We start from the raw sequence: 21,770 nt of genomic DNA on the forward strand, positions 1-21,770 counted from the left end.
CCGTACGGTCGCGCGCGGCCTCCGAAGCCCCGGCCGTGCCGCGCCTTCCGGACATGACGCCGGCTCACGGCCCGTCCGCCGTACCCTCCAAAGGCCCCCCGACGACGGGGAATACAGACGCCCCAAATAGGGTTGAGCGCAGTAGACTCAACTCGCTTGACAAAGATACAAGCGAGACTCATGATTGAGTCACTCAGACTCAACTTTGACTACAAGGACGTACTCATGGCACGTGCGGTAGGTATCGACCTGGGGACGACCAACTCCGTCGTCTCGATTCTCGAGGGCGGTGAGCCCACGGTCATCGCCAACGCGCAGGGCTCGCGGACCACGCCGTCCGTCGTGGCCTTCGCCAAGAACGGCGAGGTGCTCGTCGGCGAGGTCGCCAAGCGGCAGGCCGTCACCAACGTCGACCGGACCATCCGCTCGGTCAAGCGGGAGATGGGCACGAACTGGGCCGTCGAGATCGACGGCAAGAAGTTCTCTCCCCAGCAGATCAGCGCGTTCGTGCTGCAGAAGCTCAAGACGGACGCCGAGGCCTACCTCGGCGAGAAGATCACCGACGCCGTGATCACCGTCCCCGCGTACTTCAACGACGCGCAGCGCCAGGCCACCAAGGAGGCCGGCCAGATCGCGGGCCTCAACGTCCTGCGCATCATCAACGAGCCCACCTCGGCCGCTCTGGCCTACGGGCTCGACAAGGAGAAGGACCAGACCATCCTGGTCTTCGACCTCGGCGGCGGCACGTTCGACGTCTCGCTGCTCGACGTCGGCCAGGAGGACGGCCACGGCTTCGTCGAGGTCAAGGCCACCAGCGGTGACAACCACCTGGGCGGCGACGACTGGGACCAGCGCGTCGTCGACGAGCTGGTGACCCGCTTCAAGAACGCCCACGGCGTCGACCTCTCCAAGGACAAGATGGCGCTCCAGCGCCTGCGCGAGGCCGCCGAGAAGGCGAAGATCGAGCTGTCGGCGCAGACCGAGACCTCGGTCAACCTGCCTTACATCACCGCCTCCGCCGAGGGCCCGCTCCACCTCGAAGAGAAGCTGACCCGCTCGGAGTTCCAGCGCATCACCTCCGACCTGCTCGAGCGCTGCAAGGGCCCGTTCCACCAGGTCATCAAGGACGCCGGCATCAAGGTGTCCGACATCGCCCACGTCGTGCTGGTCGGCGGCTCCACCCGCATGCCGGCCGTGAGCGAGCTCGTCAAGGAGCTGACCGGCGGCAAGGAGCCCAACAAGGGCGTCAACCCCGACGAGGTCGTGGCGATCGGCGCCGCGCTGCAGGCGGGCGTGCTCAAGGGCGAGGTCAAGGACGTCCTCCTGCTGGACGTCACCCCGCTGAGCCTGGGCATCGAGACCAAGGGCGGCATCTTCACCAAGATCATCGAGCGGAACACGACGATCCCGACCAAGCGGTCCGAGGTCTTCACCACCGCCGAGGACAACCAGCCGTCGGTGCAGATCCAGGTCTTCCAGGGCGAGCGCGAGATCGCGGCCTACAACAAGAAGCTGGCCACCTTCGAGCTGACCGGCATCGCCCCGGCGCCGCGCGGAATCCCGCAGATCGAGGTCACCTTCGACATCGACGCCAACGGCATCGTCAACGTCGGCGCCAAGGACCTCGGCACCGGCAAGGAGCAGTCGATGACGATCACCGGCGGCTCGGCGCTGCCGAAGGACGACATCGAGCGCATGATGCGCGAGGCCGACTCCTACGCCGAAGAGGACAAGAATCGCCGCGAGGAGGCCGAGACGCGCAACAACGCCGACGCGCTCGCCTACCAGACCGAGAAGTTCCTCCGCGACAACGACGAGAAGATCCCGGCCGACGTCAAGACCGAGGTCGAGGAGTCGCTGTCCGAGCTGAAGAAGACGCTGGAGGGCACCGACTCCGCCGCCATCCGCGCGGCGGCCGAGAAGCTCGCCACCGTCAGCCAGAAGATGGGCTCGGCCATCTACGCCCAGTCCCAGGGCGCGGCCGGCGCTCCCACCGACGCCGCCGCCGGTGCTCCGGGCGCGGGCGCGAAGTCCGACGACGACGTCGTCGAGGCCGAGATCGTCGACGACGAGCCGAAGCCGAAGCGGGAGGGCGGTGCCGCGTGACGTCCCCGAACTCTGGGAGCGAGCACGAGGGCTTGGTGATCCGCGACAACCGGCGCATCGATCCGAAGACCGGGCAGGTGCGTGAGGGGGCGGGGAAGACGGCCGAGCAGTCGTCCCCCGCCGCCTCGGCCGATGCGGCGCAGCAGGACGACAGCCTGGCCGCCGAGCTCGCCACGCAGCTCGCCGAGCGCACGGCCGACCTCCAGCGGCTCCAGGCCGAGTACTCGAACTACCGCAAGCGCGTCGAGCGCGACCGGGTGACGGTCCGCGAGCAGGCGGTCGCCAACGTGCTGACCGAGCTGCTCCCGGTGCTCGACGACATCGGAAGGGCCCGTGACCACGGCGAGCTGACCGGCGGGTTCGCCAAGGTCAGCGAGTCGTTGGAGGCGGCGGTCGGCAAGCTCGGCCTGCAGACCTACGGCGCCAAGGGAGACCCGTTCGACCCGACCGTGCACGAGGCTCTGATCCACAGCTACTCGGCCGGCGTCACCGAGCCGACCGCCGTCGAGATCCTCCAGCCCGGCTACCGCCTCGGCGAGCGCATCCTGCGCCCGGCCAGGGTCGCGGTCGCCGAGCCCGAGGAGCCGGCGGGTGGCGCGTCCAACGCGGCCAAGACGGGCGAGGCGGGCGAGGCCGCGGCCGACCCCGAGACCAATTGAACGACTACCCCTTTGGCCCACGAAGGAAGAGTTAGATGAGCACCAAGGACTACCTGGAGAAGGACTACTACGCGGTCCTTGGTGTGTCGAAGACCGCCACCGCCGACGAGATCAAGAAGGCGTACCGCAGGCTGGCGCGCAAGTACCACCCGGACGCCAACCAGGGCAGCACCGAGACCGAGGCGAAGTTCAAGCAGGTCTCGGAGGCGTACGACGTCCTGTCCGACACCAAGCGCCGCAAAGAGTACGACGAGGCGCGCGCGCTGTTCGGATCGGGTCTCGGCGGGTACGCGGGGGGCGGCGCCCCCCGCGGCGGCGGTGGCGGGTTCCCGTTCGAGTTCGGCGACCTGTTCGGGGGCAGCGGGCAGGGCGCCGGCGGTGGCGCGGGTGAGCGCATCGGCGACCTGTTCGGCGGCCTGTTCAACCGCGGCGGGCGCACCTCCGCCTCGACCGCCCGTCCCCGCCGGGGGCAGGACATCGAGTCCGAGGTCACCATGTCGTTCTCCGAGGCCGTGGAGGGCACCACGGTCGCGCTCCGGCTGACCAGCTCATCGGCCTGTCCCGCGTGCAGCGGCACGGGCGCCAAGACCGGCACGACCCCCCGGGTCTGCCCGACCTGCGAGGGCACCGGCGCGGCCAGCCGTAACCTCGGCAACTTCGCCTTCTCCGAGCCGTGCCGCGACTGCAAGGGCCGCGGGCTGCTCATCGACGATCCCTGCCCGGTGTGCGAGGGCAGCGGGCGCGGCAAGAGCACGCGCACGCTCCAGGCGCGCATCCCCGCGGGCGTGGCCGACGGCCAGCGCATCCGGCTCAAGGCCAAGGGCGCGCCCGGCGAGAACGGCGGCCCGGCCGGCGACCTGTACGTCGCGATCCACGTCAAAGCACACGCGATCTTCGGTCGCTCCGGCGACAACATGACCATCACGGTCCCGGTGACGTTCACCGAGGCGGCCCTCGGCGCCGAGATCCGGGTGCCCACCCTCCACGGCCAGCCGGTGACGCTGCGCATCCCCGAGGGCACGCCCAACGGCCGCACGTTCCGCGTGCGCGGCCGGGGTGTCACCCGCAAGGACGGCACCAAGGGTGATCTGCTGGTCACCGTGGAGGTCACCGTCCCGCAGTCCCTCGACGACAAGGAAAGGTCCGCGCTGGAGGAGTTCCGTTCCGTGTCCGACGGAGCAGACCCCCGCGCCGACCTGCTCAAACAGGCCAGCAGCGAGTAAGCCCGAGAGGAGGCGACGCCGATGGACGCCAACTACTTCGACCTGTCCGACGACACCCCGGTGTACGTCATCTCGGTCGCCGCCCAGCTTTCCGGGCTGCACCCGCAGACCCTCCGGCAGTACGACCGTCTCGGCCTGGTCAGCCCAGGCCGTACGGCCGGCCGGGGCAGGCTCTACTCCACGCGCGACATCGTGATGCTGCGCGAGGTCCAGCGGCTCTCCCAGGAGGAGGGCATCAACCTGGCGGGCATCAAGCGCATCCTGGCCCTGGAGACCGAGAACCTCCGCATGCGTGAGGAGCTCAGCCGGCTCAGGGGCGAGATCGCGATGATCCGCGCGCTGATCCAGTACCAGCTACCACCCGCCTAGACCCCTCGCGCACGGGGGGCTCGCGCGGGGTCCTGGGGCAGGTTCAGCGGCGATATTCAGGGGAAACGTGTGGCGCGCGTGCCATGCGAGGAAAGGCGAGATCGAGCGTGGACTACAAACTGACGCGTAAGAGCCAGGACGCCCTGTCGGGGGCCGTCCGCCGTGCCGCTGCGGAAGGCCACCCCGAGGTCGGGCCGGCACACCTGTTCACCAGCCTGCTCGCCCAGACGGAGGGCACCGCGGTGCACCTGCTGGAGGCGGTCGGCGCCGACTGGAAGAAGCTGCGCGCCGACGCCGAGCAGCAGCTCGAGCAGCTTCCCAAGGCCCAGGGCGCCACGGTCAGCGCCCCCTCGTCCTCGCGGCAGCTCCTGGTCGTCCTGAACACCGCCGCCGCGCGCGCCAAGCAGCTCGAGGACGAATACGTCTCCACCGAGCACCTCCTGGTCGGCCTCGCCGCCGACGGCGGGCGCGTCGCCGACCTGCTCAAGGCGCAGGGCGCCAACGACAAGGCCCTGCTGGACGCGTTCGAGAAGGTCCGCGGCCACGCCCGCGTCACCAGCGAGAGCCCCGAGGACACCTACCGCGCGCTGGAGAAGTACGGCGTCGACCTCACCGAGCTCGCGCGGGCCGGGCGTCTCGACCCGGTCATCGGCCGCGACACCGAGATCCGCCGCGTCGTCCAGGTGCTCAGCCGCCGCACCAAGAACAACCCCGTGCTGATCGGCGAGCCCGGCGTCGGCAAGACCGCCGTGGTCGACGGGCTGGCCCAGCGCATCGTCGCCGGCGACGTCCCCGAGAGCCTGCGCGGCAAGCGCCTGGTCTCGCTGGACCTCGGCGCGATGGTCGCGGGCGCGAAGTTCCGCGGCGAGTTCGAGGAGCGGCTCAAGGCCGTCCTCAACGAGATCAAAGAGAGCGACGGCCAGGTCGTCACGTTCATCGACGAGCTGCACACGATGGTCGGCGCGGGCGCGGCCGAGGGCGCGATGGACGCCGGCAACATGCTCAAGCCCATGCTGGCCCGCGGCGAGCTGCGCATGATCGGCGCGACCACGCTGGACGAGTACCGCGAGCGCATCGAGAAGGACCCCGCCCTGGAGCGGCGCTTCCAGCAGATCTACGTCGGCGAGCCCACCGTCGAGGACACGATCGCGATCCTGCGCGGACTCAAGGGCCGGTACGAGGCCCACCACAAGGTGCAGATCTCCGACGGCGCCCTCGTCGCCGCCGCCACCCTCTCCGACCGCTACATCACGGCCCGATTCCTCCCCGACAAGGCCATCGACCTGGTCGACGAGGCCGCGAGCCGCCTGCGCATGGAGATCGACTCCCGGCCCGTCGAGATCGACGAGCTCCAGCGGGCCGTCGACCGCCTCAAGATGGAGGAGCTCGCGCTCGCCAAGGAGACCGACGAGGCCAGCGTCCAGCGCCTGGACCGGCTCCACAAGGAGCTGGGCGACCGCCAGGAGGACCTGGACGCGCTGGTGGTCCGCTGGCAGAAGGAGAAGTCCGGTCTCAACCGGGTCGGCGAGCTGAAGCAGCGCCTGGACGAGACCCGCTCGGCTGCCGAGCGCGCCCAGCGCGACGGCGACTTCGAGGCCGCGTCCCGGCTCATGTACGGCGACGTGCCCCGGCTGGAGAAGGAGCTCGAAGAGGCCACCGCCCAGGCCCAGCCCGAGGACCCGATGGTCAAGGAGGAGGTCGGGGCCGACGACATCGCCCAGGTCATCTCCTCGTGGACGGGCATCCCCGCCGGGCGCCTCCTGGAGGGCGAGACCGCCAAACTGCTGCGCATGGAGGACGAACTCGGCCGCAGACTCGTCGGGCAGCGCGAGGCCGTGCAGGCCGTGTCCGACGCCGTGCGCCGCGCGCGGGCAGGCGTCGCCGACCCCGACCGTCCCACCGGCTCCTTCCTGTTCCTCGGCCCGACCGGCGTCGGCAAGACCGAGCTGGCCAAGGCGCTGGCCGAGTTCCTGTTCGACGACGAGCGCGCCATGACCCGCATCGACATGAGCGAGTACGGCGAGAAGCACAGCGTCGCCCGGCTCGTCGGCGCCCCGCCCGGGTACGTCGGCTACGAGGAGGGCGGCCAGCTCACCGAGGCCGTCCGCCGCAGGCCGTACACCGTCGTGCTGCTGGACGAGATCGAGAAGGCCCACCCGGAGGTCTTCGACATCCTGCTCCAGGTGCTGGACGACGGCCGGCTCACCGACGGCCAGGGCCGCACGGTCGACTTCCGCAACACCATCCTGATCCTGACCTCCAACATCGGGTCGCAGTACCTCGTCGACCTCACGCTGGAGCCGCAGGCCAAGCGGGACAAGGTCATGCAGGCCGTCAGGTCGTCGTTCAAGCCGGAGTTCCTGAACCGGCTCGACGACGTGATCCTGTTCGACGCGCTCGGCTCGGAGGAACTCACGCAGATCGTCGACCTGCAGGTGTCGAGGCTGGCGCGGCGGCTGTCCGACCGCCGCCTGACGCTGACCGTCACGCCCGAGGCCCGCGACTGGCTGGCCCTCACCGGCTACGACCCGCTCTACGGCGCGCGGCCGCTGCGGCGCCTCGTGCAGTCGGCGATCGGCGACAAGCTGGCCAAGAACCTGCTCGCCGGGCTGATCCACGACGGCGACACCGTCACCGTCGACCTGGACGCCGCCCGCGACACCCTCACCGTCGAGTCCACGAGCACCGCCACCACACCCTCGTGACACCCTGACGAACTGACAGCCTGACGAACTCGCGCCCACGCGTATCGAGCCCCCCGCCGTCTTTCCGGCGGGGGGCTCGATGTCCGTGTGACCGGAGCCGACCGTAACGCGGGCCTGGTAAGGGAATCGCCAGGGTTGGGTCAACGAACCGCTCGGCGAAACTCCCGCTGGATACCGTCGGTGCTCGACCAAGCACCACAGGTAGTCAAGGGAGTGTTCATGCGTACTTCATTCGCGATCAAGGGCGTCGTGGCGCTGGCCGTGGTCGCCGGGGCCGGATGGGCGGGGGCGGGGAGCGCGCTGGCCGCCGTCCCGTGCGGGGAGGGCACCCTCACGCCGCTCACCTCGCCGACCACCGTGTACTGCGGCCCGGACGCGGTCGCCACCGATGTGGCCAACGGCGTCACCGGGCTTCAGCCGCCCCGCCTCGCGGAGCGCACCTCCAAGGGCGACCTGGTCGTCGGCATCGAGCAGATCGGGCGGTCGCCGCGCCTGCTGTCGGGCACGACCGCGGTGATCGGCCTGGCCGACCTCCCCGCGGTCGCCCACGACACCGGCGTCCGTACACTTCGGCGCGGCCTGTCCATCTCTGACGTCAGCCTGCGCCTGCCCGTCTCCGTTCACCGCAAGAGCGGCCCCACGGCGTACCCCTACCAGAACGGACCCGCGGCGACAGGCTTGGTCGCATCGGACGTTCCCGACGCCCCCGGCCTTCCCGCCCAGCCCGGCCTTCCCGTCCAGCCCGTTCAGCCGGAGGTCGCCGCCAAGGTCGACGGCCTTCCCGTTCAGCCCGTTCAGCCGGAGCTCGCGGCCAAGGTCGACGGCCTGCCCAAGCCCGCCGAGGTCGAGGGCCTCACCAAGCCCGGCGAGGTCGCCGTCGACGCCGAGACCAAGCCGCTGCCCGCCGTCGGGTCGGTCACGAGTGGCTTGCGCGTCCGCTGACGACCGACTCGCCAGTGCCGTGAAAGTACGGCCCGTGACACCACAAAGGGCGTCACGGGCCGCCTCTGCGAACGGCCCCGCGCCTCTGTAACGGCCCCCGGCTTGAGTGGCCCGCAACTCTGCAAGTGGCCCCGCGACTCTGCGAACAGCCCTGGGCTCTGCAAGCGATCCCTCGACCCCCGTCCTGCGCAGCGGCGCGGAGAAGAACTTCGCGGACCGGGCGCAGAACGTCGAAGCGGTCAGCAGGGGACGTCGAGGAGGGCGTCCAGGTCGTCCTCGGGGAGGCCGAGGTCGACGCGGATGCGGTAGCGGGTGCGCAGGAGCGCGTCCCGGGTGCGGAGGGTCGCCTCGCGGGGGCCGCACCCCGCGTCACCGACGAGGATGCCGTCCGTCGCCCACTCGTGCGCCGCGGTCAGGTCACCGTAGGCGAGCAGGGTCTCGGCGACGTACAGGGCCGTCATCGGATCGACGCGGCCGTCCGCCTTGATGGACTCCACCAGCTCGCGGGCCTCGTCCGGACGGTCGAGCTCGAACAAGGTGTCGGCGATGCCGGCCCGGGGGTCGACGCTCACCTCGCCGCCATCCTCCAGCGCCCGCTGGAAGCATTCGAGAGCCCTCGCCGGCTGCCCCGCCTGCCGCCATTCTTCGGCGGACAACACCAGGATCGCGGCACGGGACACGTCACCGGACCGGTAGCCGCGCGCCAGGTCATCGAGCCGCCCGGCCAGGGCTCCATGGTCGTCGTCCAGGAGCGCCTGCTCCAGCAGACGATCAAGCTGCTCACGTGTCACATGTGCCACAAGACGAGATTACCGAGCGCCGCTCCACTGTGTGGGGACAACGGCGGGCATTGGTTCGGCCCCTATTCGCACATGTTTGACCACGCTCCGCGTGTCTTCCGAGACGATCGGGCATATCGGCCCTGCCTGGAAGGTCACACACGCCGTTCGAAGGAGCTGCGATGGACATGTCCTGGCAGACGACCTTCGCCCTTGCCTGTGCCGCCCTGTTCGCCGCGATCGTCCCCGGAACCCTCGGCTACACCACGGCACGACTGGAAACCGCCGACCGCCAGCGCGCCGAACTGGTCCGCCTGCGAGCGGAAATCCAGTCGTCCCGGCAGACCCCCCAGCAACCGACCGAACCCTGCACGTCCGCAGGCACGACAACCTCAGGCAGCTCCCTACCGTCCCACCAGTCGTCCCAATCGTCAGAGCTCTCTGAATCGGACGAATCCACCCCCTAACATCGACTTCCTCAGGCCTCGGACGACTCATCACATCTCGGATGTGAGCACCTCCCTCAGGCGGGTGGCGAAAGCCTTGGGGTGGGATGTGAGGCCGTTGTGGCCGCCGGGGAAGGGCGCGACCTCGGTGTCGAGCAGACGCGCCAGTTCGGTTGCGCAGGCGTGGTCGAAGAAACCCGGCGCGGTCGTGCTTCCCACCGCCGGCACCACGCGGGTCGCCGTGCCCTTCAGGGCGGCGATGGCGGCGACGTCCAGCTCGCAGTTCCGGGCCGCAGGGATGTCGTGGGTGAAGAAGAAGTGCATGTTGGCGATGCGCTGTTTGGAGAGCGGCGCGGGAAGCTCGACATCGGGCTCCCGGTCGGCGAACCCGGCGCCGGTGACCTCCGCCAGCATCTTGAAGGCCGCCCCCCACCCCTCTTCGCGGTAGGTCTTCTCCAGCTCGCCGAACGTGGCGTCCGCACCGGCGCACGCGACCTCGGGCAGCAGCGAAAGCGCGGGAGGCTCGTGCGCGACGAGCGTGCGGACCAGGCCGGGATGGCGCGCGGCCACAACCAGGCCGATGAGCCCGCCGTAACTGGAGCCCATCAGCAGCGCGGGCTCGGAGGTCAACGCGGCGAGGAGCCGATGGACGTCGCCGACGTGCGTCTCGACGGTGACCGGCGCGTCCGGATCGTCGGGCGAGCTTCTGGACAGGCCGCGCCGATCGTACGTCACGACGGTGTATTCGCCCGCGAGTTGCCGCACCAGGCCCTTCGTGCGGTCGGCGTCGCCCTCGCCCCCCTGCAGGACGAGCAGAAGCGGGCCCACACCTTGGACCTCGTAGTAGATGCGGGCGCCGGGAACGGCCAGCATGCCGCTTCTCATGGTGCTCATCGATCTTCCTCCCCCGCGGTGCCTACCCACCGCGCCCCCCGGAACACCGAACCATCCGTCCGGACGCATTCCCCGCATGCGCCCGCCGCGGTGACCGGACCACGAAACACCGGGCCCGCGGAGCGCCGAGGTCAGCCCACCCTGTCGGCGGCCCCTCGGCTTCCGACCGCCGCGACCGCGTCGCGGTGGTGCTCGCGGGCGTCGCGCTGGGCGCGCAGCTGGCTCGACAGGTACTCGCGGATCAACCGCTTGGCCTCCGCGATCAGCGGCCCGTACCCGTTGATGTCGCGCCGGAAGGCGAGCGCCAGCACCGCGCCCCCCGCCTCCACGGCGACCGTGAGGGTCAGGTCGAGCTCCTCGCTGTCGGCCATGCCGAATTCCTGGAGGAGAAGGCCGCGCAGCCGCCCGGCGATGACCGTGTTGTTCTCCGAGGCCGAGTCGAGCAGGTTGTGATCGACCGCGTCGCCGAAGCGGAGGGCCCGGAAGCCTGGAACGGTCCTGTGCATGTCGACGTACTCGTCGATGATGGCGTCCACGGCGTGCCACCAGTCGGGGTATTCGTCGACCATGAACCGCCGGCCGACCCGGGAGATGAACATCTCGACGTTGCGCTGGGTCAGCGCCTGGGTGATCGCCCGTTTGTCGGGGAAGAACTGGTAGACCGAGCCGATCGCGACATCGGCGCGGGCCGCGATGCGCGTCGTGGACAGGGCGTCGTAGTCGGCCTCGTCGAGCAATTCGGCGCAGGCGTCCAGCATTCGCTCGACCCGGCGGGCGCTACGACGTTGCGCGGGTTTACGGCGCAGGGGCACCTGCTCGCCGTCACATTGGTCAGTAGAGAAGCCGGGCACACGTTCATCTTGCACTCTTCGCGCCGAACGGTCAGTCCTTCCCGGGCAGACGTCCGATTTCGGAATGCACTACGTCCGCGGCGACCGCCCGGCGCAGGCTCGGCCCCGCGACGTAGCTCAGGGCCGGGGGTCCAGCCCGGCGCAGTCCCGGAGCGCTTCCCAGCTCGTCACGGCCTGCTGCTTGGCGTCGCCGGTAAGGGGGATCGGAATTCCTCCCGAGATCCGCGCCGGTGTCCATTGATCCTTGAGGACCTTGCGGCCGTTGATCGTCAGGGTGAGCACGCCGGTGCGTCCGGTGTCCGGGCCGGAGTTGTAGAAGACGAAGTTGCCCATGCCGTAGTTGACGTACTTGCCCTCTAGGTACCCGCTGCCGAGCAGGATGTGCGCGTGGCCGCCGACGATCACGTCCGCGCCCGCGGCGATCAGCTTGGGCGCGAGGTCGAGTTGGGCGGGGTTCGGGCATTTCTGCAGTTCGGTGCCCCAGTGCAGGTGGACGATGACGGTGTCGGAGGTCTTGCGCGCCTGCCGGACGGCCTGGATCAGCCGCTGCTCGTTCTTCGCCGAGGCGAGCCCGCCCTTGGTGGAGGTCGCCGTCCAGGACTGGATGAACTGTTCGTCCAGCACCTGGGTCGCCCCGATGATCGCCACTCTGTTGCCGTTGACCGTCTTACGGAAGGGCTTGTACGCCTCCGCGGCGTTCTTCCCGATGCCGACGATGGGGAACTTCGAGCTGCGGATGGCGGCGAGGGAGTCGCGCAGCCCGCCCTCCATGTAGTCCATGCCGTGGTTGTTCGCCATGGACGCGACGTCGACGCCCGCCGCCTTGAGCGCCGTCAGGGCGGTGGCGGGCGCGCGGAAGGTGTACTGCTTGCCGGGGGCGGGGGTGCCTCCCTGGGTGATGGCCGTCTCCAGGTTGACCATCGCGAGGTCGGCGCGCCGCAGCACCGCGGAGATGGGGCCGAGGGCCGTGCGGGGGTTGGCGAGCCGGTTCCTGAGCAGGCCCTCGAAGTGGACGTCGCCGCCGAAGGAGATGGTGAAGGGCTTGCGCTGGGGCCTGGCCACGGTCTCCTGCGCGCTCGGCGTGGACGACGCGGAGTCGTCCTTCGGCGGGGGCGAGGCGGACTCGGCGGCCGAGCAGGCGACGATCGGCACCCCGGCGGCCGCGGCCGCGAGCGTCAGAGCGACGCGACGCCGGAACCACCCCGCGCCCCGGAACGGACGGGCCAGGTCACGCGCCCGGCGGGAAACGGGCAGGTCGTGGACGGGCACGGCGGAGACGGCGAGTTCGGCCGGGTCGGTGAGGTCGGTGAGGTCGGCGGCGTCGGTCGGGGGCGAGGCGGCGGGGTGGCATCTCATCGCTCCAAGAGCATGCCATCTTCGGGTCGTAGATGGACACTGCCACCCCAGACGGATCCAAATTCACCCACCTTGGATGATTCCTTCACTTGAATGATTCAGGTTTAGTGCCTAAGGTGCAGGTCGTGGGGGATGTGGACCGGCTCCATGACGCCGGGCTACGGGTGACCGCCGCCCGGGTCGCGATCATGCACGTGGTGCGCGAGGGTGACCACCCTGATGTGGACACCATCTATCGCGCCGTGCGCGACCGGGTCGGCCAGGTGTCCCTCCAGGCCGTCTACGACGGGCTGCACGCGCTCCACGACGCCGGGATCCTTCGCAAGATAGAGCCCATGGGCAGCCCGGCCCGCTACGAGACCAGGGTGGGAGACAACCATCATCACCTGGTCTGCCGTGGGTGCGGCACGGTGGCCGACGTCGACTGCGCGACCGGGGTGGCCCCCTGCCTCGATCCCGTGGACGCCGCCGGCTTCATCGTCGACGAGGCCGACGTCATCTACTGGGGCGCCTGCCCCGATTGCCAATCTCGAACCGCCTGATCCCTTGCCCTACGCACCACTCAAGCGCTGACCGACGACGAGTCGATCGTGGACCCGCTGTCCGGGAACGCGGTGTTTCAACGGCGTCCCGGTCACGCTCACGCCCGCGTGAGCGGCGCGGGAACGGATGGGAACGTATGGGAACGGCGAGGCTGGGCGGTTTCAGGCGCTTGGCGGTAATAGGCTGTGCCGCGTGACCACCGTGCCCGATAAGGAACGTCTGCTGGCCCAGGTCGGTTTCGCCGTGGAAATCGACAAATTGAAGCGTGTGCTCCGCCGTAACACGCTGATGGACGGCTCCCGCAGGGAGAACGACGCCGAGCACTCCTGGTACCTGGGAATGCTGGCCATGGTCCTCGCCGAGCACGCTCCCCCGGGCACCGACCTCGATCGCGTCACGGCCATGCTGCTCGTGCACGACATCGTCGAGATCGACGCGGGCGACACGTTCGTCTACGACGTGACGGCGGCGGAGGTGCAGGAGAAGGCCGAGCGCGCCGCGGCGGACCGCATCTTCGGCCTGCTCCCCGCGGACCAGACGGCCACGCTGCGCGGTCTGTGGGACGAGTTCGAGGAGCGCGTGACGCCCGAGGCGAGGTTCGCCAAGGCCCTCGACCGGCTGGCGCCGATGCTGGCCAACCACTACAACGAGGGCGGGAGCTGGGCGCGTCACGGGGTAACGGTCGAACAGGTGATGGAGAAAGTGGAGATCATCCGGGAGGGATCGCCGACGTTGGGCGACTACGCGACGGAGATCGTCGAGCTTTCGGCGGCCCGTGGCCACCTGGCTCGCAGCCGCGCGTAGCAGCCTTCGCGGTGTTCCCTTCGGGCCTTAGGGGTACGTCCCCTAGGGCGAGAGGGGGGCGAAAGTGGAGGAAACTTCGAAGTCCATCAACTCGCGACGCCGCCGTACGATCCGGGAGTCTTTGGGACTTGGAACCCTATCGTTGCCGGTGAAGGCCACCGAGCGCCTGGAGCACGTCAAGGCGGGCGACCAGCTGATCGTGCGGCTGGCGAGAACCATTCGTAAACGGCTCCCCCTGGGCAGCCCGGCCAGAGACCTGCTCCACGGCGTTCCCACCGGTCACCCCCTGCATCCCCCGCTCGCGATCGTCAGCCTGGGCTGCTTCACGGCGACGGCCGTGCTGGACGCGATCGACGCCGACCCCCGCGCCTCGCAGGCCGTGCTCGCCACCGGCGTCGCCGGGGCCATCCCCGCCGCGGCGGCCGGGATCACCGACTGGTCGGTCCTGCATCTGGAACAGCAGCGCGTGGGGTTCGTCCACGCGCTGGTCAACCTGACGGCCCTCGGCCTGTACTCGGGTTCGCTCATGCTGCGGCTGGCGGGCAGGCAGCGCGCCGGGAAGGCGCTCGCGTTCGCCGGGCTCACCGCGGCCGGCGTGGGCGGGTACCTCGGCGGGCACCTCGCCTACCGGATGGCCGCCGGGCCCACGCACGCCGAGCCCACGACGCACCTCGTCCCCCTCGGCTGGCACGACCTGTGCCGCCTGTGGGACCTGCCGGACGGACGGCCGGTGCCCCGGCGGCTCGGCTACATCCAGCTCTTCGTGCTGCGGCACGGTTCCACGGTGAAGGTCCTCGCCGACCGGTGCTCGCACCTGGCGGGGCCGCTGCACCAGGGGCGGCTCAAGCTGGAGGGCGACGAGGTGTGCGTGGTGTGCCCGTGGCACGGCAGCACCTTCCGGCTGGAGGACGGCGCGGTCGTCCACGGCCCGGCGACCTCTCCGCAGCCCTCGTTCGAGGTCAACGTGCGCGGGGACGGGCTCGTCCAGGTCCGCCCGCGGCCGTTCTGAGAGCTGTGTTCATGGCCTCGCTCCGCTCGGCTCGTCCAGGGCGTCCAGTTCGGGCCGGTCGGAGGCGGGGTGCTCCACGAGGGCCAGGATGCGGCTCGCCATGAACCGCGCCGTGCGGACGGGCGTGCCGCTCCTGGTGACCTCGCTGACCTCGACGAGGCCACGGCGGGTATCGACCTCGACGCGGCGACCGGCCTTCGTCGCCACGACCTCGTACGTGCGGGGCGTACCGCCCGCGTCTATGACGATCTCAACCCGGTCACCCTTCATGTCCGGGTAGATACCCACTTGTCGGTGCGGCTATCCGTACACCAGTTTGACAATCGCGACGACTCCGACGCACACGATCACGGCCCTCAGCACCCGCGGCGGCAGCCTGCGCCCCACCCGGGCCCCGACGAAGCCGCCGACGAGCGAGCCGAGGGCGATCAGCAGGGCGGCCCACCAGTCGACGTGCGCGATGAACGAGAAGAGCACGGCCGCCGTGAAGTTGACCACCAGCGACAGCAGGTTCTTGGCGGCGTTGACGCGCTGGAGGTGGTCCTCCAGGAACGTGCCGAGCAGCCCGATCAGCACCACCCCCTGCGCCGCGCCGAAGTATCCGCCGTACACGGCCGCCGCGAACACCCCGAACCACAGCCACGGCCCGCCGTGCGGGTGCGGCCGGTCCTGGCGGGCGGACAGCCATGCCTGCAGCCTGGGCTGGAGGACCACCATCACACAGGCGAGCGCGATCAGGACCGGGACGATCACCTGGAACGCCTTGGCGGGCAGGGACAGGAGCAGGAGGCCGCCCACCAGGGAGCCGAGCAGCGAGCCCGCGCCGAGCTTCAGCAGCCGCTCCCGCTGGCCCTTCAACTCCTCGCGGTAGCCGAGCACTCCCGTCACACCGCCCGCCACCAGGCCGACGCTGTTGGACACGTTCGCGACGATCGGCTGGTATCCCAGCGCGAGCAGCGTCGGAAACGTGATCAACGATCCCGAGCCGACGACCGCGTTGATCGCTCCCGCCGCGAGCCCGGCCGCGAGGATCGCGACGACCTCCAACGGTGTCAAAGCCCCACCTTTCGTACGACTTCGCCCGATGGTAGGCGGCCACCGATGCCCGGCACGCGCGAGGGTGCCCCGAGCGGGCCTTGATCGGCGGACCGGATGCCAGGTACGGAGGCGGGGACGCGCGGGTCAGACGATGTACGCCTGCGCCCGCGGGACGATGCGGATGGTTCGGTATAAGGCGAAACCGGCAACGGCCACCACGACCATGGCCACGACGAGCTGCGTCATGAGCGCTCCTTGTCGTGCCTGTGGCGCTAGGGGGCCGGGTTGGTCAGGCCGGGTCAGCCGGGAAGGGCTCGGGCGTACCAGCGGCCGTCGGAGCTTCTCTCCAGGCTCAGGGGGACGCCGAACGTGCGACTGAGGTTGTCGGCCGTCATGACGTATTCGATCGGGCCCTGGGCCACGACGGAGCCGTGGCGCAGCAGCAGCACGTGCGTGAACCCGCTCGGAACCTCCTCGACGTGGTGGGTGACCAGCACCATCGTGGGCGCCGCGGCGTCGTACGCGAGCGCGGACAGCCGCCGCACGAGATCTTCACGACCGCCGAGGTCGAGCCCGGCGGCCGGCTCGTCGAGGAGCAGCAGCTCGGGGTCGGGCATGAGGGCGCGCGCGATCTGGACGCGCTTGCGCTCGCCCTCCGACAGCGTGCCGAACTTCCGCCGGATCAGATGCGCGCACCCGAGCTGGTCGATGAGCTCGACCGCGCGGGTCACGTCCCCCGAGTCGTACTCCTCGTTCCACCGGCCGAGGATCGCGTACGAGGCGGTGAGGACGAGGTCGATGACCTTCTCCTCGGGGGGGACCTTCTCGGCGATCGCCACGCTGGCGAGGCCGATGCGGGGCCGCAGGTCGAAGACGTCCGTCTGGCCGAGCCGCTCGCCGAGGATCTCGACCGAGCCTTCGCTGGGGTACAGGAGCGCCGCCGTCACCTGGAGCAGCGTCGTCTTCCCCGCCCCGTTGGGGCCGATGACGACCCAGCGCTCGTCCTCCTCGACGGTCCAGTCGATGCCCCGCAGCAGGGCCGCGCCATCTCTGCGGACGGCGACGTCCTGGAGCCGAAGCACCTGACCACCCATCGCCAATACCTCCTGACATGTGATCCGGACCGGTCCGGGCAACCCCGGGACGACCCGGCTTCACCGTGCGAGTAGCCCCCGCCCGATGCCTCCGGACCAAACCTATTGCAGCATCAACGCATATCGTGGATCGGTGCACCCCGATTCACCGATCTCCGCCACCTTGGTCGCATGGGGCAACGCCTGGCTTGCCGGACATGTCGGTCTTGATGAAGCCGTGGACCGGCTGGAGCGCGCCGCGGGTCCCCACGTCGTCGCCGCCGACGGTGACGAGACCCCCCTGCGCGTCTTCCTCGCCGAGCGACGCGTCGACGGCCTGACCGGTCTGCGCCTCTCGCTGCCCGCCGCGGGCGACCCGCTCGGTCTCACCGGGCCTTCCTCCTACACCATGGCCGCCGTCGACGCCGGTGAGGCCGTCACGGCCGTGCTGTCCGGCCGCTGCCTCGGCCTGGTCCCGTCCCTCGACCGCCGTGGCTCGTCCTACACCGGGATCCGCTGGACGGCCATGGACGCCTCCGCCACCCCGCCCGACGTCCCGAGCCTCGCCGAGGCCGAGAACGCGCTCACGATGGCGATGCGCTCCGCCACGGACGCGCTGCTCACGGTCGAAGGCCCCGAGATGGGCCAGCCCACGCTCGCCCACGCCGACGACGGCCTCGCCCCCGGGTACGCCGCCCGGGCCCACCGCGTCGCCGCCCTCACCGCGCGGCTCGCCTCGGTGCTGCGCGTCGCCGACGAGCGCGGGCTCACGTCCGGGCAGATCGCGGTGCGCGGCCAGGCCCTGCGCGACCTGGACCACGCGGTGCGGCGGGCGCGGGTGGCCGCGCACAACTCGATCATCGAGGGACGGCAGGCTCCGGGCGGGCTGCGGCCGGGCTCGCGTCCCTGAACCCCACCCCAGGCCCCGTGACGCACGACGCGCGGCCCCGGCCCTGGCGCGGCGGAACCGCCTCAGGCGAGCCCGTGACGCACGGCGTACAGCGCCGCCTGGGTGCGGTCCTGGACGCCGAGCTTCATCAGCACGTTCGAGACGTGGGTCTTGACGGTCTTCTCGGCGACGACGAGCTCACGGGCGATCTCGCGGTTCGACCGCCCTGACGCGATCAGCGCCAGCACCTCGCGCTCGCGCTCGGTCAGCACGGCGAGCGGCCCAGGACCGTCCTGCGCCTCCGCGTCCGGCCCGGCGAGCATGGCCTCGGCCGCCTCGGGCGCGAGCAGCACCTGGCCGCCGTGCACCGCGCGGATCGCCCGCACCAGCGCGCCCGGGTCGACGTCCTTGTAGATGAAGCCCGAGGCCCCCGAACGCATGGCCGGCGCGACGTCCCCCGGGTCGCTCACGGACGTCAGCACGATGACCCGGACGCCGAGGCCGCGCTCGGCCAGCAGCCGCAGGGCGCCCAGGCCGTCCAGCACGGGCATCTTCAGGTCGAGCAGCAGCACGTCCGGGGCGAGCGAGGCGGCCAGCTCCACGGCCTCGGCCCCGTCGCACGCCTCGCCGACGACGTCGAGGTCGTCCTGCAGGTCCAGGAACGTGCGCAGGCCCTGGCGCACCACCGGGTGGTCGTCGGCGATGAGGACGCGGACCACGGCGCTCACGCGGCACCTCCGGGAACGCGGGCGGCCTCACGAGTGGTCACGCGGGCACCTCCAGGTAGACCGTCGTGCCCGCGCCCGGCTCCGAGGCCACGCGCAGCGACCCGCCCACGCCCTCCGCCCGGCCGTGCATCGAGACCAGGCCGAGTCCCCGGGACGTCGGGCCGTCCACCTCGAAACCGCCCCCGTCGTCGCTGATTTCGAGCGTGAGGCGTGATCCGGGCAGCCGCAGGCGTACCGCTATGGACGAGGCGCGCGCGTGTCTGAGGGCGTTGTGGACGGCTTCCTGGGCCACGCGCAGCACCGTGACCTCGGTCGCGGGAGGCAGGCCGCACGCGTGCCCGTCCTCCGGGGCGTCGAAGGTGATCTTCTCCGAGTAGAGGCGGTCGAGCAGGGCGACGTGCTTGCGCAACGTCTCGACCAGCCCGTGCCGGTCCAGCGCGGCCGGGCGCAGCTCGACGATCACGGCCCTGAGCTCGGCCAGCGCCTCCCCCGCCAGCCGTTGCACGCGGTCGATCTCGGCCAGGGCCCGCTCGGGGTCGTCCCGGATCAGCGACGCCGCCGCCTGGGCCGTGAGCCGCAGCGAGAACAGCTTCTGCGTCACCGCGTCGTGGAGCTCGCGCGCCATGCGGGTGCGCTCCTCCACGACGGTCAGCTCGCGGCCCCGCTCGTACAGGCGGGCGTTGGTCAGGGCGATCGCGGCGTGCGCGGCGAAGAGCGTCAGCAGGTCCTGGTCGGCCGGGCTGAACCCGCCGGGCGTGCGCTTGTTGGACAGGAAGATGATGCCGAGCACCTGGTCGGCGTCGCGGATGGGCACGCCGATGAAGTCCTTGAGCACCGGGTGGGCGCTCGGCCACCACTCGAAGCGCGGGTCCTCGCGGATGTCGGGCAGGCGCACCGGCTCCGCGTCCCTGAGCATCGCGGCGAGCATGCCGTGCTGGCGGGGCAGCGGGCCGATCGCGTCCCACTGCTTGTCGCTGACGCCCTCGGCGACGAACTCGGCGAACGAGCCGTCGTCGTCGGGCACGCCCAGGGCGGCGTAGCGGGCCTTCAGCAGGGTGCGGGCCGAGCGGACGATGACCTGCAGCACCTCGCGGACCGACAGGTGCCGGGTCACGGCCAGCACCGCGGAGCTGACGGCGTGCAGCACGGCGTCCCGGTCGCCGCCCGTCAGGCCCCGCTCGCCGCTGTCGGATTCCACGCCCACACTGTAGGCGCGGCGGCTATGCGTACGTGGACCACGACTGGCCGCCGTCGGCGTACCAGACGGTGTTCGGGGTGCGGCCCGGGTCCGCCGAGATGCCGAGCGCCGGGCGGCCGTTCAGCCACGAGCTGGTGACCGCGCTGGTCACCCGGGGGATCCTGATCGCGCCGATCACCCTGCGCACCGGGGTCGCCTCGCCGGAGAAGGACGCGCGGGCGAGGAACTGGTCGCGCGGTCGTACGAGGAGGCGTTGCGCGAAAGATACCTTTGGCATGAATTCGGAGACCTAAACCTGATCGTGCCCGTGTAAATATCCAATAAAGTGACATACAAGGACGTTCCAAGTCTGATGTTCGATGCTTGACACGTCGTTCAGTCACTCAACGGGAGAACACTCCATGCGACGGCACCTCTCCGCTCTCGCCGCACTCACCATTGCCGGATCCCTCGCGGGCGCCTCGCTCGCCGCCCCGGCCACGGCGGCGACCACGGCCGCGTCGGCCTCCGCGAGCGCCGCCCACGTGGCCGCCGCTCCGCAGTCCCCGCTGACCACCAAGGTGGTCTGGGACAAGGCCGTCCGCGCCGGCGGCACGATCACCTACACGCTGAAGAGCACCAACAAGGGCGAGTGGGCGACCGACCTCGCCGGGCTCTTCGGCACCCTTCCCAAGGGCGCGAGCAAGGTCCGCGTCGTGAGCAAGTCGAAGGCGTACTGCGAGCTTTCCGGCCGCAGCCTGTTCTGCATCTACGACACCCTCGAGCCGGGCAAGTCCGCCGGGCTCAAGGTGAAGGTGTGGCTGAAGAAGAGCACCCGTGGCACGGCGGTCGCGGAGTTCGGCCACTTCTCCATCGACGTCCCCTCCGGCGTCGACATCACCAACGAGGAGGAGCTCAACAAGCTCGACATCCAGGACGAGATCCTCTGGAAGAACTTCAAGACCAAGATCGTGCGCTGATCACAGGGCTCACGCCCTGGACGAGCGCGTGTACGCGGCAGGCGTGCGCCCTTCATGGGGGCGGTGACGCCCGCGGGTCCTGACGAGGCGGCCACCGGACACACCGGTGGCCGCCTCGTCGTTATTCTGTTCCGTTACTCAGAGATATCTCGTCCGCTTCTGAGTAATCATTTGTGGATAAACTGTAAAAAAGTCGTACCCCATCGTGGATCATGATAAAAAAGGTGCCGCTTACCGTGGGTTTCCCCCGAGGCACCCGTTCCGGGGTCTTCGGCGACTCCCGCACCCGGGCTTCTCACGTCCCAGGCGGCCTCCCTTACCACCGCCGGGGAACGGTTCCCCTCCCGCCCGGGAACCCACGCTCCACCGCGCCGGGAACCTTCGCGTCCCCCCCGGCGTACGGGACCGCGCGGCCTCGCGTCACGGGAACGTTCCCACGACGCGCGAGCCCGTGGCCCCCGTCCGTCCCCCACAATCTGGAGATCCTGCATGCGCCACCCGATCGCCAAGATCGCGACCGCGGCCGTGGCCGTCCCGATGACGGGCGCCCTGCTCCTGGCCGCCACCCCGGCCTCAGCGGAGCCGGTCACCCGCGCGTCCCGCGCGACCAGCGCGACGCCCCACTCGTTCCTCTCGGCCGCCTCGACGGGCACCGCCACGACCACGGCGAAGACGGCCGACGACGCGTACTCGAGCTTCTCCGTCCAGGTCACCGGGCCGAAGAAGGCCAAGCGGGGCGGGGAGATCACCTACCGCATCAAGGGCCTCAACAAGGGCCCGTGGACGGCCGACGACTTCTACCTCGGCGGCACCCTCCCCAAGGGCATCCGCGGCACGGTGTACTTCGACGGGCCGAAGGGCACCAAGTGCGGCTTCTACTACGACGGCTTCTGGTGCTGGCCGCCCCACGTCCTGGAGAAGGGCGAGGACAGCTGGCTGACCATCACCGTCCGGCTCAAGAAGTCCACCAAGGGCACGGTGGCCGCGAAGCTCGGCGTCAACAGCTGGGACTGGCCGACCGGCTCGGAGAACCTCAGCCGCGAGGAACTGAAGAAGATCGGCATCAAGAGCTGGTACTTCACCAAGTCCGTGAAGACCAAGATCGCCGACTGACCGCGCCGAGGGTCGTCCGCCCGCGAACGGCCGGGCGACCCTCCGCCGCGGCGGATCCCGCGCGACCGCGCCGCGCGCCGCTCGCG

23 protein-coding genes are annotated in these 21,770 nt (G+C 70.4%); 14 read left to right on the plus strand and 9 right to left on the minus strand.

The features are described 5' to 3' along the window. The first annotated feature begins 225 nt into the window (after positions 1-225). The 6 genes from dnaK to AB0H21_RS17140 all read left to right on the plus strand — a co-directional run bounded on the left by dnaK (position 226) and on the right by AB0H21_RS17140 (position 8,004). Complete coding sequence (gene dnaK / locus AB0H21_RS17115) at positions 226-2,106, plus strand: molecular chaperone DnaK (RefSeq protein ID WP_358517189.1); 1,881 nt, start codon at positions 226-228, stop codon at positions 2,104-2,106. Then, on the plus strand, positions 2,103-2,765 hold the full coding sequence (gene grpE / locus AB0H21_RS17120; protein ID WP_358517191.1) for a nucleotide exchange factor GrpE: 663 nt from the start codon (positions 2,103-2,105) through the stop codon (positions 2,763-2,765). The genes dnaK and grpE overlap by 4 nt, the downstream gene beginning before the upstream one ends. A gap of 35 nt (positions 2,766-2,800) precedes the next feature. After that, the gene (gene dnaJ, locus AB0H21_RS17125; protein ID WP_358517193.1) at positions 2,801-3,988 is read left to right on the plus strand and encodes a molecular chaperone DnaJ; all 1,188 of its coding nucleotides are present in this window, start codon (positions 2,801-2,803) and stop codon (positions 3,986-3,988) included. 21 nt (positions 3,989-4,009) lie between these two features. Continuing rightward, positions 4,010-4,357 carry a helix-turn-helix transcriptional regulator gene (locus tag AB0H21_RS17130; RefSeq protein WP_358517195.1) on the plus strand — a complete coding sequence of 116 codons (348 nt, stop codon included), beginning with the start codon at positions 4,010-4,012 and terminating at the stop codon, positions 4,355-4,357. A gap of 107 nt (positions 4,358-4,464) precedes the next feature. Continuing rightward, a complete protein-coding gene (gene clpB, locus AB0H21_RS17135) occupies positions 4,465-7,062 on the plus strand; it encodes an ATP-dependent chaperone ClpB (RefSeq protein ID WP_358517197.1) in 2,598 nt (865 codons plus the stop codon). A gap of 219 nt (positions 7,063-7,281) precedes the next feature. Continuing rightward, positions 7,282-8,004, plus strand: coding sequence for a hypothetical protein (locus tag AB0H21_RS17140; protein ID WP_358517199.1), 723 nt, complete (start codon positions 7,282-7,284; stop codon positions 8,002-8,004). Between the two features lie 239 nt (positions 8,005-8,243). Here the strand turns inward: AB0H21_RS17140 and AB0H21_RS17145 are convergent, their stop codons facing one another. Further along, on the minus strand, positions 8,244-8,804 hold the full coding sequence (locus AB0H21_RS17145) for a tetratricopeptide repeat protein (RefSeq protein ID WP_358517201.1): 561 nt from the start codon (positions 8,802-8,804) through the stop codon (positions 8,244-8,246). A 161-nt stretch (positions 8,805-8,965) separates the two neighbouring features. Between AB0H21_RS17145 and AB0H21_RS17150 the strand changes: the two genes are divergently transcribed. Continuing rightward, positions 8,966-9,250, plus strand: coding sequence for a hypothetical protein (locus AB0H21_RS17150; RefSeq protein WP_358517203.1), 285 nt, complete (start codon positions 8,966-8,968; stop codon positions 9,248-9,250). Positions 9,251-9,280: 30 nt separating this feature from the next. Here AB0H21_RS17150 and AB0H21_RS17155 read toward each other — a convergent pair whose 3' ends face one another. The 3 genes from AB0H21_RS17155 to AB0H21_RS17165 all read right to left on the minus strand — a co-directional run bounded on the left by AB0H21_RS17155 (position 9,281) and on the right by AB0H21_RS17165 (position 12,330). Beyond that, positions 9,281-10,123, minus strand: coding sequence for an alpha/beta hydrolase (locus AB0H21_RS17155; RefSeq protein WP_358517205.1), 843 nt, complete (start codon positions 10,121-10,123; stop codon positions 9,281-9,283). A 131-nt stretch (positions 10,124-10,254) separates the two neighbouring features. Next, positions 10,255-10,974 (minus strand): TetR/AcrR family transcriptional regulator, encoded by a 720-nt coding sequence (locus AB0H21_RS17160; protein ID WP_358517207.1) that lies wholly within the window; start codon positions 10,972-10,974, stop codon positions 10,255-10,257. A gap of 117 nt (positions 10,975-11,091) precedes the next feature. Next, positions 11,092-12,330 (minus strand): CapA family protein, encoded by a 1,239-nt coding sequence (locus tag AB0H21_RS17165; RefSeq protein WP_358517209.1) that lies wholly within the window; start codon positions 12,328-12,330, stop codon positions 11,092-11,094. Positions 12,331-12,455: 125 nt separating this feature from the next. Here AB0H21_RS17165 and AB0H21_RS17170 point away from each other — a divergent pair, with 125 nt between their 5' ends. From AB0H21_RS17170 to AB0H21_RS17180, 3 genes are all read left to right on the plus strand, one after another. Continuing rightward, complete coding sequence (locus AB0H21_RS17170) at positions 12,456-12,872, plus strand: Fur family transcriptional regulator (protein WP_358517211.1); 417 nt, start codon at positions 12,456-12,458, stop codon at positions 12,870-12,872. Positions 12,873-13,065: 193 nt separating this feature from the next. Next, positions 13,066-13,677, plus strand: coding sequence for an HD domain-containing protein (locus tag AB0H21_RS17175; RefSeq protein WP_358517213.1), 612 nt, complete (start codon positions 13,066-13,068; stop codon positions 13,675-13,677). 148 nt (positions 13,678-13,825) lie between these two features. Next, entirely contained in the window at positions 13,826-14,686 is an 861-nt protein-coding gene (locus tag AB0H21_RS17180) for a Rieske 2Fe-2S domain-containing protein (RefSeq protein ID WP_358517215.1), read from the plus strand. Between the two features lie 9 nt (positions 14,687-14,695). On the opposite strand, the gene AB0H21_RS17185 is transcribed toward AB0H21_RS17180, so the two are convergent. The 3 genes from AB0H21_RS17185 to AB0H21_RS17195 form a co-directional block, all read right to left on the minus strand. Next, positions 14,696-14,956 (minus strand): hypothetical protein, encoded by a 261-nt coding sequence (locus AB0H21_RS17185; protein ID WP_358517217.1) that lies wholly within the window; start codon positions 14,954-14,956, stop codon positions 14,696-14,698. 30 nt (positions 14,957-14,986) lie between these two features. Continuing rightward, positions 14,987-15,742 (minus strand): sulfite exporter TauE/SafE family protein, encoded by a 756-nt coding sequence (locus AB0H21_RS17190; protein ID WP_358517219.1) that lies wholly within the window; start codon positions 15,740-15,742, stop codon positions 14,987-14,989. A 281-nt stretch (positions 15,743-16,023) separates the two neighbouring features. Then, a complete protein-coding gene (locus AB0H21_RS17195) occupies positions 16,024-16,818 on the minus strand; it encodes an ABC transporter ATP-binding protein (RefSeq protein WP_358517221.1) in 795 nt (264 codons plus the stop codon). A 133-nt stretch (positions 16,819-16,951) separates the two neighbouring features. Here AB0H21_RS17195 and AB0H21_RS17200 point away from each other — a divergent pair, with 133 nt between their 5' ends. Continuing rightward, entirely contained in the window at positions 16,952-17,707 is a 756-nt protein-coding gene (locus AB0H21_RS17200) for a hypothetical protein (RefSeq protein ID WP_358517223.1), read from the plus strand. A 62-nt stretch (positions 17,708-17,769) separates the two neighbouring features. On the opposite strand, the gene AB0H21_RS17205 is transcribed toward AB0H21_RS17200, so the two are convergent. Together AB0H21_RS17205 and AB0H21_RS17210 are read right to left on the minus strand one after the other, a co-directional pair. Beyond that, positions 17,770-18,405: a response regulator transcription factor gene (locus AB0H21_RS17205; RefSeq protein WP_358517313.1), complete on the minus strand. Its 636-nt coding sequence runs from the start codon at positions 18,403-18,405 to the stop codon at positions 17,770-17,772. A gap of 46 nt (positions 18,406-18,451) precedes the next feature. Next, positions 18,452-19,612 carry a GAF domain-containing sensor histidine kinase gene (locus tag AB0H21_RS17210; protein ID WP_358517225.1) on the minus strand — a complete coding sequence of 387 codons (1,161 nt, stop codon included), beginning with the start codon at positions 19,610-19,612 and terminating at the stop codon, positions 18,452-18,454. 77 nt (positions 19,613-19,689) lie between these two features. On the opposite strand from AB0H21_RS17210, the gene AB0H21_RS17215 reads away from it, so the two are divergent. The 3 genes from AB0H21_RS17215 (at position 19,690) to AB0H21_RS17225 (ending at position 21,684) form a co-directional block, all read left to right on the plus strand. Next, a complete protein-coding gene (locus AB0H21_RS17215; protein ID WP_358517315.1) occupies positions 19,690-19,905 on the plus strand; it encodes an S-adenosylmethionine:tRNA ribosyltransferase-isomerase in 216 nt (71 codons plus the stop codon). A gap of 108 nt (positions 19,906-20,013) precedes the next feature. Continuing rightward, positions 20,014-20,571: a hypothetical protein gene (locus tag AB0H21_RS17220; RefSeq protein WP_358517227.1), complete on the plus strand. Its 558-nt coding sequence runs from the start codon at positions 20,014-20,016 to the stop codon at positions 20,569-20,571. Positions 20,572-21,060: 489 nt separating this feature from the next. Next, entirely contained in the window at positions 21,061-21,684 is a 624-nt protein-coding gene (locus AB0H21_RS17225; protein WP_358517229.1) for a hypothetical protein, read from the plus strand. Positions 21,685-21,770 lie beyond the last annotated feature (86 nt).

The organism is Sphaerisporangium sp. NPDC051011 (assembly GCF_040653595.1).
GTDB lineage: Bacteria > Actinomycetota > Actinomycetes > Streptosporangiales > Streptosporangiaceae > Sphaerisporangium.

Excerpts from the sequence above, each read along its gene's own strand:
- dnaK (WP_358517189.1), top strand. The coding sequence starts at position 226 with ATGGCACGTGCGGTAGGTATCGACCTGGGGACGACCAACTCCGTCGTC.
- dnaJ (WP_358517193.1), top strand. The coding sequence starts at position 2,801 with ATGAGCACCAAGGACTACCTGGAGAAGGACTACTACGCGGTCCTTGGT.
- AB0H21_RS17130 (WP_358517195.1), top strand. The coding sequence starts at position 4,010 with ATGGACGCCAACTACTTCGACCTGTCCGACGACACCCCGGTGTACGTC.
- AB0H21_RS17140 (WP_358517199.1), top strand. The coding sequence starts at position 7,282 with ATGCGTACTTCATTCGCGATCAAGGGCGTCGTGGCGCTGGCCGTGGTC.
- AB0H21_RS17150 (WP_358517203.1), top strand. The coding sequence starts at position 8,966 with ATGGACATGTCCTGGCAGACGACCTTCGCCCTTGCCTGTGCCGCCCTG.
- AB0H21_RS17155 (WP_358517205.1), bottom strand. The coding sequence starts at position 10,123 with ATGAGCACCATGAGAAGCGGCATGCTGGCCGTTCCCGGCGCCCGCATC.
- AB0H21_RS17165 (WP_358517209.1), bottom strand. The coding sequence starts at position 12,330 with ATGAGATGCCACCCCGCCGCCTCGCCCCCGACCGACGCCGCCGACCTC.
- AB0H21_RS17185 (WP_358517217.1), bottom strand. The coding sequence starts at position 14,956 with ATGAAGGGTGACCGGGTTGAGATCGTCATAGACGCGGGCGGTACGCCC.
- AB0H21_RS17195 (WP_358517221.1), bottom strand. The coding sequence starts at position 16,818 with ATGGGTGGTCAGGTGCTTCGGCTCCAGGACGTCGCCGTCCGCAGAGAT.
- AB0H21_RS17220 (WP_358517227.1), top strand. The coding sequence starts at position 20,014 with ATGCGACGGCACCTCTCCGCTCTCGCCGCACTCACCATTGCCGGATCC.
- AB0H21_RS17225 (WP_358517229.1), top strand. The coding sequence starts at position 21,061 with ATGCGCCACCCGATCGCCAAGATCGCGACCGCGGCCGTGGCCGTCCCG.